14 protein-coding genes and 1 pseudogene are annotated in these 12,911 nt (G+C 70.1%); 10 read left to right on the forward strand and 5 right to left on the reverse strand.

Features of this window, described 5'->3' with window-relative positions; translation table 11 throughout:
* Positions 1–28 precede the first annotated feature (28 nt).
* Positions 29–394 (forward strand): VOC family protein, encoded by a 366-nt coding sequence (locus Pmi06nite_RS31065; protein WP_203956706.1) that lies wholly within the window; start codon positions 29–31, stop codon positions 392–394.
* Positions 395–453: 59 nt separating this feature from the next.
* A pseudogene (locus Pmi06nite_RS43040) lies at positions 454–576 on the forward strand (ADP-ribosylglycohydrolase family protein); the annotation flags it as partial.
* A 51-nt stretch (positions 577–627) separates the two neighbouring features.
* On the opposite strand, the gene Pmi06nite_RS31075 reads toward Pmi06nite_RS43040, so the two are convergent.
* Positions 628–1,107 carry a DUF302 domain-containing protein gene (locus Pmi06nite_RS31075; protein ID WP_203956707.1) on the reverse strand — a complete coding sequence of 160 codons (480 nt, stop codon included), beginning with the start codon at positions 1,105–1,107 and terminating at the stop codon, positions 628–630.
* Positions 1,108–1,452: 345 nt separating this feature from the next.
* Here Pmi06nite_RS31075 and Pmi06nite_RS31080 point away from each other — a divergent pair, with 345 nt between their 5' ends.
* The 5 genes from Pmi06nite_RS31080 to Pmi06nite_RS31100 all read left to right on the forward strand — a co-directional run bounded on the left by Pmi06nite_RS31080 (position 1,453) and on the right by Pmi06nite_RS31100 (position 4,738).
* Positions 1,453–1,689 carry a hypothetical protein gene (locus tag Pmi06nite_RS31080; protein ID WP_203956708.1) on the forward strand — a complete coding sequence of 79 codons (237 nt, stop codon included), beginning with the start codon at positions 1,453–1,455 and terminating at the stop codon, positions 1,687–1,689.
* Complete coding sequence (locus tag Pmi06nite_RS31085; RefSeq protein ID WP_203956709.1) at positions 1,686–2,171, forward strand: Clp protease N-terminal domain-containing protein; 486 nt, start codon at positions 1,686–1,688, stop codon at positions 2,169–2,171. Before Pmi06nite_RS31080 ends, Pmi06nite_RS31085 begins: the two co-directional genes overlap by 4 nt.
* A gap of 182 nt (positions 2,172–2,353) precedes the next feature.
* Positions 2,354–3,388 (forward strand): serine hydrolase domain-containing protein, encoded by a 1,035-nt coding sequence (locus Pmi06nite_RS31090; RefSeq protein WP_203956710.1) that lies wholly within the window; start codon positions 2,354–2,356, stop codon positions 3,386–3,388.
* 136 nt (positions 3,389–3,524) lie between these two features.
* A complete protein-coding gene (locus Pmi06nite_RS31095) occupies positions 3,525–4,097 on the forward strand; it encodes a sigma-70 family RNA polymerase sigma factor (RefSeq protein WP_203956711.1) in 573 nt (190 codons plus the stop codon).
* The gene (locus tag Pmi06nite_RS31100; RefSeq protein WP_203956712.1) at positions 4,094–4,738 is read left to right on the forward strand and encodes a permease-like cell division protein FtsX; all 645 of its coding nucleotides are present in this window, start codon (positions 4,094–4,096) and stop codon (positions 4,736–4,738) included. Before Pmi06nite_RS31095 ends, Pmi06nite_RS31100 begins: the two co-directional genes overlap by 4 nt.
* 204 nt (positions 4,739–4,942) lie before the next feature.
* On the opposite strand, the gene Pmi06nite_RS31105 is transcribed toward Pmi06nite_RS31100, so the two are convergent.
* Entirely contained in the window at positions 4,943–5,599 is a 657-nt protein-coding gene (locus tag Pmi06nite_RS31105; RefSeq protein WP_203956713.1) for a response regulator, read from the reverse strand.
* Positions 5,596–6,798, reverse strand: coding sequence for a sensor histidine kinase (locus Pmi06nite_RS31110; protein ID WP_203956714.1), 1,203 nt, complete (start codon positions 6,796–6,798; stop codon positions 5,596–5,598). Before Pmi06nite_RS31110 ends, Pmi06nite_RS31105 begins: the two co-directional genes overlap by 4 nt.
* A 217-nt stretch (positions 6,799–7,015) precedes the next feature.
* On the opposite strand from Pmi06nite_RS31110, the gene Pmi06nite_RS31115 reads away from it, so the two are divergent.
* Both Pmi06nite_RS31115 and Pmi06nite_RS31120 read left to right on the forward strand, forming a co-directional pair.
* Positions 7,016–7,984, forward strand: a complete 969-nt coding sequence (locus tag Pmi06nite_RS31115; RefSeq protein ID WP_239114322.1) for an alpha/beta hydrolase — start codon at positions 7,016–7,018, stop codon at positions 7,982–7,984.
* Positions 7,977–9,137 (forward strand): acyltransferase family protein, encoded by a 1,161-nt coding sequence (locus Pmi06nite_RS31120; RefSeq protein ID WP_203956716.1) that lies wholly within the window; start codon positions 7,977–7,979, stop codon positions 9,135–9,137. The genes Pmi06nite_RS31115 and Pmi06nite_RS31120 overlap by 8 nt, the downstream gene beginning before the upstream one ends.
* Positions 9,138–9,169: 32 nt before the next feature.
* On the opposite strand, the gene Pmi06nite_RS31125 is transcribed toward Pmi06nite_RS31120, so the two are convergent.
* Positions 9,170–10,645, reverse strand: a complete 1,476-nt coding sequence (locus tag Pmi06nite_RS31125; protein WP_203956717.1) for an MFS transporter — start codon at positions 10,643–10,645, stop codon at positions 9,170–9,172.
* 80 nt (positions 10,646–10,725) lie between these two features.
* Between Pmi06nite_RS31125 and Pmi06nite_RS31130 the strand changes: the two genes are divergently transcribed.
* Positions 10,726–11,187: a MerR family transcriptional regulator gene (locus tag Pmi06nite_RS31130; RefSeq protein ID WP_239114323.1), complete on the forward strand. Its 462-nt coding sequence runs from the start codon at positions 10,726–10,728 to the stop codon at positions 11,185–11,187.
* A 102-nt stretch (positions 11,188–11,289) separates the two neighbouring features.
* On the opposite strand, the gene Pmi06nite_RS31135 is transcribed toward Pmi06nite_RS31130, so the two are convergent.
* On the reverse strand, positions 11,290–12,474 hold the full coding sequence (locus tag Pmi06nite_RS31135; RefSeq protein WP_203956718.1) for a coiled-coil domain-containing protein: 1,185 nt from the start codon (positions 12,472–12,474) through the stop codon (positions 11,290–11,292).
* Positions 12,475–12,911: the final 437 nt, after the last annotated feature.

Genomic DNA, 12,911 nt, shown 5'->3' on the forward strand with positions numbered 1-12,911 from the left:
TTCGGCCCGGCACCTGGATCGGAGCGAGATGTTCGAGCACACCAGGGCGTTCAGCGGATTCTCCGTGGACGACATCCCGGCGGCCAAGCGGTTCTACGGCGAGACCCTCGGCATTCGGGTGTCCGAGGAGAACGGCATGCTCACGCTGCACATCGCCGGCGACCGGAACACACTGATCTACCCCAAGCCGGACCACACGCCGGCGACGTTCACGATCCTCAACTTCCCCGTGGACGACATCGAGTCCGCCGTCGACGAACTCGCCTCACGGGGAGTCCAATTCGAGTTCTACGACGGTACGGACGACAAGGGCGTCTTCCGCCGAGTCGGGCCGCCCATCGCCTGGTTCAAGGACCCCGCCGGCAACATCCTGTCGGTGCTCCAGCAGAGTTGAGCCCGCCCGCCCCGGCCCGTGCCGAGGATCTCGATCATGCCCGGCGCGTGGCCGATGCGGTGATCGGCTCCGCGGTCGGTGACGCTCTGGAGGCCCCAAAGGACGCGCTCCGCGCGGCGGTGGACCTCGGCGGCGACACCGACACCGTCGCCGCTGTCACGGGCGGCCTCGCGGGCGCGTGTTACGGGTGGACTCGCCGAGGCGGGCACAAGGGGGGGCCGCCCGTCAGCGTGTCAGGTGAGGGCGGCCGGGACCGGTACGCCGAGGTACTCGAGCAGAGCGGCGAGTTCCCGGTCGAGTTCGAGACCGACCTCGGTGATGTCCGGACTGCCGAAGCTGGAGAAGTGGCTGCTGGGCTGCTCCACCGAGAACCAGGTCTCGCCCTCGGCGTCCTCGTGGATCGCCGTGCGCAGCGGGGCGTACAGCTGGATGGCGGGATTGTGGTGGAACATCCTCTGGGCGATCGTATGGTTGCCCATCAGGTACTCGACGCAGCGCAACCGGTCACCGGCCAGCCGCAGCAGCGCGTTGAAGTCTCCCGTCCAGTAGATGATGAAGGTGTGCGGGGCGTTCTCGGCCGTCGCCTGGCGGATGGTGTCCCAGTCGGCCTCATCCTCGACGAGCCGCTCGAAACGTTCGGCTTCGAATCGGGGTACGGCGCTCTCGTACCTGGCACGGAAGACGTCGAACGGCTCGCCGACCGCGATGGACATGCGATTCACCCGATGCGGCACGGTTTCGATTCTGTTGTGCACCGACTGGCTCATGATTCCTCCGACTCCTTGGTCCACGTTCCGGATCGCGGGCGTCATGGATCGCTCGAGGCGGGTGAACCAGGCTGGACCTCTATGGCGGAGGCGACCCGTCGTTCGCGGGTCCACACGTACGAGGCCGGGCACGGCGGTGGGGCCCCATCGACGTGTTATGTGACCGCTCGCCGGTCCGAAACGCCTCGTCGGCCGACCCTTTGCCGACCATCGCCGGGTTTTTGCGCTGCAGTGGCCCTTATAAGCAACTCATGTTGACTATCTTCAAATTAGTCAATTAATGTTGCTTACATGCCCGCGAGCGACATCCCCGTCCCCCAGGACCCCGCCGACGCACTGGCGGCCGTGGTGGCGCTTCGGCGCCTGGCCGACCAACTGGAGGACGCCGCCGTCGAGCAGGCGATGCGGGCGGGCTGGAGCTGGCCGCAGGTCGCCGAGGCGCTCGGCGTGACCCGTCAAGCCGTCCACAGGAAGCACGCCAAGCGGCTCATCGCCGCAGGCGTCAAGCTGAGGAGACGTTCACCATGAGCCCGTTCGACGAGTACCTCCATACGATCATCATGGAAGGAGGGGTCGAGGCGCAGAGGGACGGATCGGCCACGGTCGAGGCGCGGCATCTGCTGCTGGCCGTCGCGGCCCAGGAGGGCACCGCCCCGCAGCGCGTACTGGCCGCCGCAGGCCTCGACCACGAGGGGGTCCAGGCTGCTCTCGATCGGGAGTTCGACCACAGCCTGAGCACGGTCGGGGTGTCCCGCGGTTCCTTCGGCCTCTCCCGGCCGAGCACCACACTCAAGCGCCTGCCCACCATGGGCGCGACGGGCAAACTCGCCCTTGAGCGCGGCTTCGCCTCGGTCCCCCGCAAGAAGGACCTGCGGCCGGCGCACGTACTGCTCGGAATCCTGCAGGCCGAGGCGGGCACGGTGCCACGCGCCCTGGCCCTGGCCGGTGTCGACCGTACCGACCTGCTGACCCGCGTCCAAAACACCATCACCAACGACGACAACGAGTAACGAGTCGCCGGCCCCGTCGAAGTCCGAAGTGCCGTTCGAGGCCCTTGCCGGCAGAGCCATGCCGGACCCCCACCACCTCCCGACCTCCGACCCTTCTTCCATGCCCAAGGAGGCAGAATGTCCATGATCTACGCCCGCACGGGCCTGCTCGTCGGCGCGCTGACCCTGGCCGGGAGCGCCTGATGACCCCCGCGGCCGACCGCGGCCGAGGCCATGCCGAGATTCAGCGCGCGCTCGACCAGGCCGTGGCGGACGGCGGCGGCCCCGGCATCGTCGCCGAGATCAGAGACGGTCACGCGACACCGTGGTTCGGCACGGCGGGGGTGGCCGACATGACGACCGGCCGCAAACGCCAACCTCGTGAGCACTTTCGCGTCGGCAGCTTCACCAAGGCGTTCACCGGCACGGTGGTCCTGCAACTGGCGGCCGAAGGAAAGTCGACCCTTGATGACACGGTGGCCACGTGGCTGCCCGGCGTGGTGGAGGAGTCCCTCGGCGCGGACGGCACCGAGATCACCATCAGACAACTGCTCAACCACACCAGCGGACTCCCCGACGCCATCCTCGGCCAGGAGACCCCACGCCCCGAAGAGCCAGGCAAGCGCTTCATCTACTCCAAGGTCAACTACAACCTCGCGGGAATGATCGTCGAGCGTGCGACAGGCTCGACCCTCGTGGACGAGATCGAGCGCCGCATCGCCCGCCCGCTGCGCCTGACGGGGACGTACCTCCCGGGCGGTGAACAGACGATCCGCGACCCGCACGCGCGGCACTATTCGAAGCTGGGGCAGACCGGCTCCGAGGCGGAGATCCACGACGTGACCGAAATGGACCTGAGCTGGGCCTGGGCCGCCGGCGGCATGATCTCGACGACCTCGGATCTGCACCGGTTCCTGAGTGCGCTGCTGCACGGCGATCTCCTTCCGCCCGCCCAGCAGAAGGAGATGTTCACCACCGTGTCGACGGAAGGCTCGGGCTGGGTCCCGAACACCAGGTACGGCCTCGGCGTCTACTCCCAGACGCTTCCGTGCGGGGCCACGGTCTGGGGCGGCGGCGGCTTCATCCAGGGCTCGATGTCGTACGTGATGGGTAACCGCCAGGGCACCCGCACGATGGTGAGCAACGTGAACGGCGACTGGAGCGACTTCCTGGAGACCTTCACCAAGCTCTTCGAGACAGGCTTCTGCCCGGACACCCCCCGGAACTCGGCCTCGTAACCCGGCGCTACGGGACAGCCGCGCGCGGGACGGTGCGACAGCCACGCCGCCGAAGGCGGCAGCCCCATCACGGCCGAGGAACCAGGCGAATCCAGTGGAGAAGCAGCGGATCGGCCGAGATCGGCGTTCATACGACATGGACGGTGAAACCTTACGACTGTCGGAGCGGGTGCCCCAGGCTCCCGCTCCGACAGCCTTGATCTCCGGCTCCCCCGACGTCGAGTTGGTCGCCCTCTACCGCGACCACCGGCTCCACCTGGTCCGGCTGGCGGTGCTCCTCGTCGGCGATCAGGAGACGGCCGAGGACATCGTGCAGGACGTGTTCGCACGGCTGCACGGCAAGTGGCGGCCGGGCGTCACGACACTCGCGTACGTGAGGACCTGTGTCCTGAACGCAGCCCGATCGGTGCTCCGCCGTAGGGCGGTCGCCCTGCGGCGGGCCGAGCGGGTCACGGACCTGGTCGACTCGGCGGAGACCGCCGCGTTGATCGGAGAGTCACGACGAGAGGTGCTGGTGGCGCTCGGCCGGTTGCCGCGACGCCAGCGAGAGGCCCTGGTCCTGCGCTACTACCTCGACCTGCCCGAGTCCGAGATCGCGGAGATCATGCGCGTCAGGCGGAGCACGGTCAGGTCCACGACCGCACGAGCGCTGGCCAGGCTGCTCCGTGAACTGGGAGACGAACAAGACGAATCTGGAGAGAACGCATGAGCGCCATCGAGGATCGACTGCGTGACGCCATGGCCGCCCGCGCGCGGACCGTCCGGGACGACGACCTCCCGTTGCCCGCGCCGCGTGCCGGAGGGGGCAGATTCAAGATCGCTGCCGCGGCTCTGGCCGTAACCGTGACGGCTTTCGGACTGGTGCGGCTGGCGGCGCCACAGGAGCAGGAGAGCACGCTCACCGTATCCCTGAGCGCCGTCGAGTCAGCAGGTAGGCCTGTGGTGTCGGTCTTCCTCTGCATGAAGGACGACGTCTTCGCGAGTTGCAAGAGCGGCAAGGCAACCGATGCGGAACGGGAGAAGCTTCGCCGGGCGATGGAAAGACGGCCCGACGTGGAAAGTGTCTCCTTCGAAGACCAACAGCAGGCATGGGAGAACTTCCGCAGGAACATGACCGACAAGCCGGAACTCTTACGGACGGTCGTCCCGTCGGACCTTCCCGAGGCCTTCCGCGTCCAGGTCAGACCGGGTGCGGACTTCTCCGCCGTGGCTCGGGCCGCGAGTGAGTTCCCCGGCGTGTCCAACAGCGTCGACGGTGCCTGCATCGCCGACAGCCTTTCCGCCTGGGGATCGGTCAAGAGGTGGCTGGGATCGAAGGACGAGTGTTCCTTCGGGGGCACGGGCCGGTGACCTGACCCACCGCGGCCTCGGCCTCGCCCGCTCGGTCTGCACCGCCGTACTGCATGCCTTCGCCGCAGCGGGCGGCCGGCGCGCCGTCGTCTACTCGCGCGGAGACGCCGCCTGTCCCCTCCCCAAACGGCTCTACGAGTCCATGGGTTTCCGCGCGTACACCCGGACCCACACCTATACGGGGCCCGCGGGCGCGTGACCCCGTCACTGAGCCGGGGACACCAGGCCGGACTCGTAGGCGATGATCACGAGCTGGACCCGGTCGCGGGCGTCGAGTTTGGCGATCAACCGTGTCACATACGTTTTGACGGTGGCGACGCTGATGACCAGGTCTGCGGCGATCTCGGTGTTGGACCTGCCACGGCCGACGAGAGTCAGCACCTCGCGTTCACGCTCGGTGATGCCGTCGACCGGGCGGCGCTTGGGGGTGTACGCCGGCCGTCCCGCGAACTCCTCGATCAGCCGGCGGGTGACGCTGGGTGCGATCAGCCCGTCGCCGGCGGCGACGACACGGATCGCCGCGAGGATGTCGTCCAGGGCCATGTCCTTGACGAGGAATCCCGATGCGCCGGCGCGCAACGCGCCGTAGACGTGGTCGTCGTCGTCGAAGGTGGTCAGGACGATGACGTGGACCCCGCCGGGGCCCGAGGTGATCAGCCGGGTCGCGTCGATGCCGTTCATCTGCGGCATGCGGATGTCCATCACGACGACATCGGGGCAGACGGTCTCGGCCAGCCGAACCGCTTCCGCGCCGGTTCCGGCCTCCCCTGCGACTTCGAGGTCGGGGGCGTCGGCGATGACCATCCGCAGGGCGGCGCGCACCAGAGGCTGGTCGTCGGCGAGGACGACGCGGACGGTCATCGGACCCCCGCAGGAACGGGCAGTCGGGCCGCCACCCGGAAGCCGCCTTCGGCACGCGGTCCGGCGGAGAACTCTCCGTGCAGCAGGCCGACGCGTTCGCGCATCCCGAGCAGGCCGTATCCGCTGCCCTCAGCCGAGGGGCCCTGCCCGTCGTCGAGCACCTCGATGGAGATCTCCTCAGCCCGGTAGTCGATGGACACACGGCAGGAGTCGATGCCGGCGTGGCGCACCACGTTGGTGATCGCCTCCTGGATGATGCGGTAGGCGGACATGTCGATCTCCGGAGGAAGCGGACGCTGCTCGCCCCGCCGGCGCACGTCGACACGGACCCCGGCGTCGGTCGTCGTCGCGGCGAGCCGGTCGACGTCCGCCAGGCGGAGCCCCGGTTCGAGTGGCAGCGTCTGCGACGCCGTTGCGGGTTCGGCCTGGCGGAGCGCACCAAGCATCCGGCGCAATCCCGACAACGTCTCCCGGCTGGCCGTCTCGATCTCACCCAGCGCGTCACGCGCCCCCGCCGGCTGCGTGTCGATGACCCGCCGTGCCGCTCCGGCCTGCAGGGCGACGATGCCGATGTTGTGCGCCACCATGTCGTGCAACTCGCGCGCGATCCGGAGCCGTTCGTCCGTCACCGCCCGCGCCGCGGCCTGGGCGCTCAGATTCTCGGCGTAATCACGGGCCTGGCGCACCGAATTGCCGATCAGCCAGGCGATGACGGCCGCCAGGGCCACCGCCAGTGACCATGAGGTCCCGATGGACCAGCCGAACAGCAGTCGCGTGGCCAGGTAGCCGACGAGTACGGCGAGCGCCATGGCGACGGTGACGACGCCGGTCCGGCGAGACCGGGTGGCCGCGATGAAGTACAGCGCGACGTCGACCGCCAGGAACTGAGCCAGGGGGATCTCCCCCACTCCCAAAGGGAACGACGCGAGGGCGGAGGCGGCGAGCAACAGGGTCAGAGCCGCCAGCGGCCGGCGCCGCAGCAGGCCGCTGCCGGCCAGCATCAGAGCGGTGGCGGTCGCCAGGGTCGTCAACCCGTCCCACCGATAGACGAGGACGCCGGGGTGCACGGCGGGCGCCCCCTCGCCGGGCAACCGGACGCGCGTGAGAAACGTGAACGCCACGCCCGCGAACCAGGCCAGGACCGTCCAGACGCCGGGTGGCACACGCTTCAGCGCGGGGAGCGGCGGTGTGACCTGCATGCGCAGATCGTAACCGCGCGGTTTCCACCCGGGCATCGGACCACGGGTGTACATCCACGGTCTGGGGTGCCCCCGGCGAATGCAATCCGCAGGCCGATGTGACACGGGTGCGGCCTGCGGCACCGTCGGCCGGGTGATCGAAGTCAACGAACGGACCTTCGCCGGAGTCGGCAGCGCGTTACACGGACGGGCACGAGATAGGGAAGGACCATCCGCCGTGGCGTCCCGTCCGCGTGGGAGCCGCCTGCGCCGCACCGTGCTCGCCGTCCTCGTCACCGCCTCGGTGGCCGTACCCGTGACGGGCGCGGCACGCCCCGCCGCCGTCGCCGCACCGGTCCCGCCCGTTCTGACCCCGCTGCGTGCGGCGACCCCGGCGGCCCTGGCCGACCGGTACGCCGCGAACCGCGAGGCCATCTGGGCGGCCGAACGGATGGCCGCCGACCGCGGTCACCAGTGGAGGGCAGGGATGTTGCGTGCGATGGCGGACCCCGCGCGCCACTTCCTGTCCTTCGACGGCCGCGACGGCGGCCGTGCCACCGAAGTCTTCGGGGACCTGTCCCAGTCCGAGCGCATCGCGGTGCTGGTTCCCGGCTCCGACACCGATCTCGACCGTTACGGACTCCTGCGCGGCGGCTCGATGAGACTGCAGCAGCGGCTCGGCGCTCGGTCCGCCGTCATCGCCTGGCTCGGATACCGGACACCGAGCACGGTGAGCCTCCAGGCTCTGACACCCGGCCGTGCGTCGGCGGCCGCCCCTGACCTGCGCGCCTTCGTTCGGGAGCTGAGCACGGCCAAGCCCGGCGCCCGGCTCTCCCTGGTGTGCCACTCCTACGGCTCCGTGGTCTGCGGGCGAGCCGCGTCCGGGCTCGAAGTCGCGGACATCATCTTGTACGGCAGTGCCGGCACCACCGCCGACGACGTCGCCGCGCTGCACACGCCGGCCACCGTGTGGGCGGGCCGGGCCACGCACGACTGGATCGCCCATGTGCCGCACACACGGCTCCGCCTTCCCTTCGTCACCGTCGGATTCGGTGCCGACCCGGTCTCGCCGGAGTTCGGCGCCCGGCTCTTCGCGGCAGGCGACGGCGGTCACAGCGACTACCTGAATGCTCGCTCTCCCGCGCTGGAGAACATCGCCCGGATCGTCTCAGGACAGACCCCCTCGGAGGCGGGCGGCGGTGCGTGACCTCATCAGGCGGATCGAGGCGGCGACTCCGCCCGGCCGCGACCGCGCCGTCGACGCGCTGCGAGCCCTCGCCATCCTCGGCGTGGTGCTCGGCCACTGGCTGGTGACTGCCCTGGTCGAGGACAGCGGGACGGTGCACGCCGCCAGCCCGCTCAGATACCTGCCCCGGCTCGCCCCGGTTTCCTGGCTGTTCCAGACGCTGGCGGTCTTCTTCCTGGTGGGTGGGCTGGTGGCGGCGAAGAGTCATGCCTCGGCCCGCGCTCATGGCGCGAGATACGGGCAGTGGCTCGGAGCGCGAATGGGCCGGTTGTTCAGGCCGGTCGTCGCCGTGCTGATCGTGTGGAGCGTGGCGGTGGTCGCGATGCTGGCCTTCGGAGCCGGCCTGGAGACCGTACGGGCGCTGGTCAAACTGGTGGTGTCCCCGCTGTGGTTCCTGCTGGTGTTCGCGGTGCTGACGGCGGCGACCCCGCTGGCCGCCAGGCTGCACCCGATCTGGCCGCTCCTGGCCGTCGCGCTCGCCGACGTGGTCCGGTACGGCCTCGGCGGACCCGCCGGCATCGGCTGGATCAACGTGGTGGCCGGGTGGCTGGTGCCGTACTGCCTCGGCGCGGCCTGGGCTCGCGGCGACCTGCGGAGCCGTGCGACCGGGTGGGCCTTGTTGATCGGCGGCGTGGCCGCCGCCACCGGACTCGTCGTGTGGGCGGGCTACCCGGCGGCGATGGTCGGTGTGCCGGGCGCCGCCGTCTCGAACCTCGATCCGCCCACTCTCGCGGTCGTCGCGTTCGGGCTCGCCCAGTGCGGGGCGGTCCTGCTGCTCCTCGGCCCACTGCGCCGGGCGCTAAGGCGGCCCGCCACCTGGACGGCGGTGGCGTTGGTCAACCTCTCCGCGATGACGATCTTCCTGTGGCACCAGACCGCGATGATCGCGGTCACCGCGATCGGCCTGCTCACCGGGCCGCTGCCCGGGCTGCACACCGTCCCCGACGGCAGGGGCTGGGTGCTCGCCCGGCTGGCCTGGCTGCCCGCGTTCGCGCTGGCGCTCCTGGTCTGCCTGGCCGCGTTCCGCGTCCACGAGCAGCGACAGCCCGACGGGCGCGACCATGCCGGGACGGAGCGCTCGCCCCGCGAGTCACCTGTTGCGCGGGGTGCCTGACGTGTCTACGGGGGTCCGGAACTTGAGGACACTCAACCGTTCCCACGGGCGTGCACACGGGTGCCGCGTGACGGGCCCGCCGTGGCGCCGGCGTCCAGGCCTTCGAACAACGCCGCGGCCCGCGCGGCGGTGTCCGAGGCCCAGCGGCCGGTGCCGAGCAGCCCCAGGACCAGGATGCCGACGCCGAGCCCGACCACCAGCCACCACACGTCGTGCTCCGCGCCGGTGAACGCCGTCCCGCCGCGGGACGCGGCCGATCCCACGATCGTCCCGGCGATCGCGACCCCCAGGGTGGTGCCGGTCTGCCGGCCGGCGGAGGCCACCGAGGCGGCCACCCCGGCCATCGAGGCGGGCATTCCGGATATCGCCGAGTTGGTGATCGGCGGGTTGACGGTGCCCTGTGCGACGCCGAACAGCAGATACATCGCGAGCACGGCCGGTAGCGGGGTGGCCGGTCCGAGCCAGATCGACACGCCGCCGCCCAGCGCCAGCGCGACCCCGGAGACCACCAGCGGCAGCCGCGGACCGCGCGTGCCGACGAGCCGGCCGGTGAGCGGGGCGAGCACCACGATCAGTGCCCCGACCGGAAGTAGGCACAGCCCGGCCGTCAGCGCCGACATGCCGCGCACGTTCTGCAGGTACAGGGTGGTCACGAACAGAAACGCGCCGAACCCGCACAAGGCGAAGAGCGCCGTCAGGATCGCCGAGGTGAACGGCACGCTGCGGAACAGACGCAGCTCCAGCAGCGGGTCGGCACGGCGTGGTTCGTAGCCGAGGATGCCCAGCACGCCGAGCACGGCGACGGCGAGCAGGCCGAGGGTGACCGGCGAGGTCCAGCCCGCCCCGCCGGACTCGATGATCGGGTAGACGACGCCGCCCAGCACCAGGACCACCAGGGTCTGGCCCACCGGGTCGAACCGGCGCGCCCGGGCGGCACGGGACTCCGGCACGAACAGCGCGGTGCACACGATCGCGGCGGCCACGATCGGCACGTTGATCAAGAAGATGGAGCGCCAGCCGAAACCGTCGACCAGGGCGCCGCCGAGGATCGGACCCAACCCCAGTGACAGGCCGGACGTCGCGCCGAACACGCCGATGGCCCTGGCCCGCTCGGCCCGGTCGGGGAACGTGGTGGCGATGATCGCCATCGCCACCGGATTGAGCATCGTGCCGCCGACGGCCTGCAGAACACGTGCCGCGATCAGCCAACCGATGCCCGGCGCCAGGCTGCACAGCAGCGAGCCGAGCCCGAAGGCGGCGAGGCCGATCTGGAAGATCCGCCGACGGCCGACCCGGTCGGCGGTGGACCCGGCCAGCAACAGGAGACAGGCCAGCACCAGGGTGTACGCGTCGACCGTCCACTGCAGACCGGACACCGAGGCGTGCAGGTCCCGGCGAATCGCCGGCAGTGCGACGTTGACGATGGAGATGTCCATCACCACGACCACCATGCTGGCGCAGCAGATCGCGAGCACCAGGAATCGGCGGCGTTGGCTGAGTTCGGGCATGCGGGGTCCAATCGGCGGGCTGTTGAGGATCGTCAGTGAGGGTTTTCTCGGCGACTGACCACGACGCTAGGATTTAGAGCGTGCTCGAAGTCAACCCGCCGCCGGTGTCCGGGCTCGTTCCCTCCATCCCCCAGTCGGGCCTGAGCATCGCCGAGGCCGCTCGCCGCACCGGCGTCAGCGCGCACACCCTGCGCTACTACGAACGCGCCGGCCTGGTCATCACCGACGTCGACCGCACCCATGGCGGCCGGCGGCGCTACCGGCAGCAAGACTTGAACTGGATCACCGTCTGCACCAAACTGCGGGCCACAGGCATGCCCATCAAGACCATTCGGCGCTATGCCGAACTCGTATCCGCCGGCCCCGGCAACGAGCAGGAACGACTTGCCCTCATGGAGGCCCACCGCGCCGACGTGACCGCCAAGCTCGCTGAGATACAGGAGAACCTCAAGGTCATCGACCGCAAGATCGGCGTCTACCGAGGCCGGCTCGCCGCCGGTGACGCCGACCGACTGTGGGCGCCGACCGCCGACACCAACTGAAGTGAGCTGAGCCGGTCCGGATCCAGCGATCCGGCGCACCCAGATCGCATCGGCGCAGCTACCGACGAGTCCCCTTCGCCTCAGCCGTGGGAGACCTGCGCCTTACCCGTGGTCGCGCAGACGCAACTCGGCGGTGATCGCCCGCTCGCGCAGCTCGGCCGCCTCCGCTCTGGTGGTCTCGAGTTGGGCGCGCAGGTCCACCAGCCGTGACCGCTCCAATTCGAGCTCGGCCGCGATCCGCTCCCGCTGAGCGCCTGCCGCACGAACCTCACCGGCCCGGCGCTCCAGCTCGCCGGCCGCCTCCTCCACGCGTGCGGCAGAGTGTGCCGCCTCGGCGGCGGCTCGGCCGGCGTCCGCCACGGCAACCGCCCGCGCCGCCTCGGCCGCCTCCGCGCGGCTCAGTGCCTGGTCACGTTGTGCCTCCGCCACCGCGACGGCGCGGTCTCGCTCGGCCTCGGCCCGGGAGACCGCGCGGTCACGTTCGGCCTCCGCCGCCTGAGCGCGGGCGAGGGACGCCGCGCTCGCCTGCTCGGCCTCACGCCGGGCCCGCTGTGCCAGTTCGCCCTCTTTCCGCGCGCTCGCGGCGTCCGCCTGCGCCCGCTCCCGTTCCTTGCGCTCCTGTACGGTTTGCGCCTCCGCCTGCCGTACGTCAGCGGTCGCCTTCTCGATCCGCTCGGCGAGTTCCCTTGCGGCCTGATCGCGGGCGGCCTCCGCGCCATCGGCTCTGCGGTGAGCGTCCTCGGCCTCCTGCCTGGCCCGCCGTTCGGTGCCCGCCGCCTCCCGGAGCGCGGCGAGCGCCTGTTCCCTGGCGGTCTCGGCGTCGGCGAACGCACCGTCCCGTTCGGTGTGGGCCTCCTCGGCCCGGACCCGGGCCTCCTCCGTCTCGCGCCTGGCCTCGTCCGCGGCCTCGCGTGCCATGCGCACCTGTGCCAGCGCCTGCTCGCGCTCGGTATGCGCGATCGCCACCCGGGTGTGGGCCTCGGCCTGCACAGCGCTGAGCTTGGCCTCCACGCCGGCCGGGCTCAGCTCTTCGGACAGAACCTGTGCGAGAGGCGCGATGGCCGCCGCGAGCCCCTTCTCCATCCGGTCGTAGAGATCCTCGACACGGGCGAGGGCGCCGTCGAGACCCGGTGTCCCGCGGCGTACCTCACGCCGGCGCTTGGCCGCGGCCTGACAGTCGCCGTCGGGACAGTACTCCTTGGGTCTCCCCCGCCCCGTTCTCTGCTCGATGGCGGTGCCGCAGTGCTTGCACGCGGTCGTTGCGGGAGCGGGCGCGGGGGTCGTCACGGGGCCCAAATCTAGCGACTTTCTGAATTTCTGGAAATAGAAATCCAGAAACGAAGATCCGTTGCTCGGGTCAGATGACCATCACTTGGGAGATGTTCAATTCTCGCAAGTTATCGTCCTGAGACCTTCTCCTCGTAGATCGGCTGCCCAAGTGCGAACTGCCATGAAGTTGTAAAGCTGCGAACTGCCACGTAGTTGTCCTGCGGTTTTGCCACATGGTGTCAGTGGGTTTGCCACTAGGTGTCAGCAAGTGTTGAGCGCAGCCGTTCTGACAGTGGAAACGCAGGGTTTTGTCAGTAGGCGCAGAGTTTTGTCAGTGACTCCATGCAGCGCTTCCCGACGAATCTGCAGGTCAGGCCACTTGCCCGGCTGGGAGCCTTCATATGATGGTCGGCTCGACTGGTGATGGGGAGCCAAGGCCGTGCGACCGCACCTAG

Origin of the sequence: Planotetraspora mira, from assembly GCF_016863275.1 — a bacterium.
Taxonomy (GTDB): Bacteria; Actinomycetota; Actinomycetes; order Streptosporangiales; family Streptosporangiaceae; genus Planotetraspora; species Planotetraspora mira.

Bases quoted from the DNA above. Each gene is read 5' to 3' on its own strand.
- Pmi06nite_RS31065 (WP_203956706.1), top strand. From the start codon at position 29: ATGTTCGAGCACACCAGGGCGTTCAGCGGATTCTCCGTGGACGACATC.
- Pmi06nite_RS31075 (WP_203956707.1), bottom strand. From the start codon at position 1,107: ATGTCCATCGCGGTCGGCGAGCCGTTCGACGTCTTCCGTGCCAGGTAC.
- Pmi06nite_RS31080 (WP_203956708.1), top strand. From the start codon at position 1,453: ATGCCCGCGAGCGACATCCCCGTCCCCCAGGACCCCGCCGACGCACTG.
- Pmi06nite_RS31085 (WP_203956709.1), top strand. From the start codon at position 1,686: ATGAGCCCGTTCGACGAGTACCTCCATACGATCATCATGGAAGGAGGG.
- Pmi06nite_RS31090 (WP_203956710.1), top strand. From the start codon at position 2,354: ATGACCCCCGCGGCCGACCGCGGCCGAGGCCATGCCGAGATTCAGCGC.
- Pmi06nite_RS31095 (WP_203956711.1), top strand. From the start codon at position 3,525: ATGGACGGTGAAACCTTACGACTGTCGGAGCGGGTGCCCCAGGCTCCC.
- Pmi06nite_RS31100 (WP_203956712.1), top strand. From the start codon at position 4,094: ATGAGCGCCATCGAGGATCGACTGCGTGACGCCATGGCCGCCCGCGCG.
- Pmi06nite_RS31105 (WP_203956713.1), bottom strand. From the start codon at position 5,599: ATGACCGTCCGCGTCGTCCTCGCCGACGACCAGCCTCTGGTGCGCGCC.
- Pmi06nite_RS31110 (WP_203956714.1), bottom strand. From the start codon at position 6,798: ATGCAGGTCACACCGCCGCTCCCCGCGCTGAAGCGTGTGCCACCCGGC.
- Pmi06nite_RS31125 (WP_203956717.1), bottom strand. From the start codon at position 10,645: ATGCCCGAACTCAGCCAACGCCGCCGATTCCTGGTGCTCGCGATCTGC.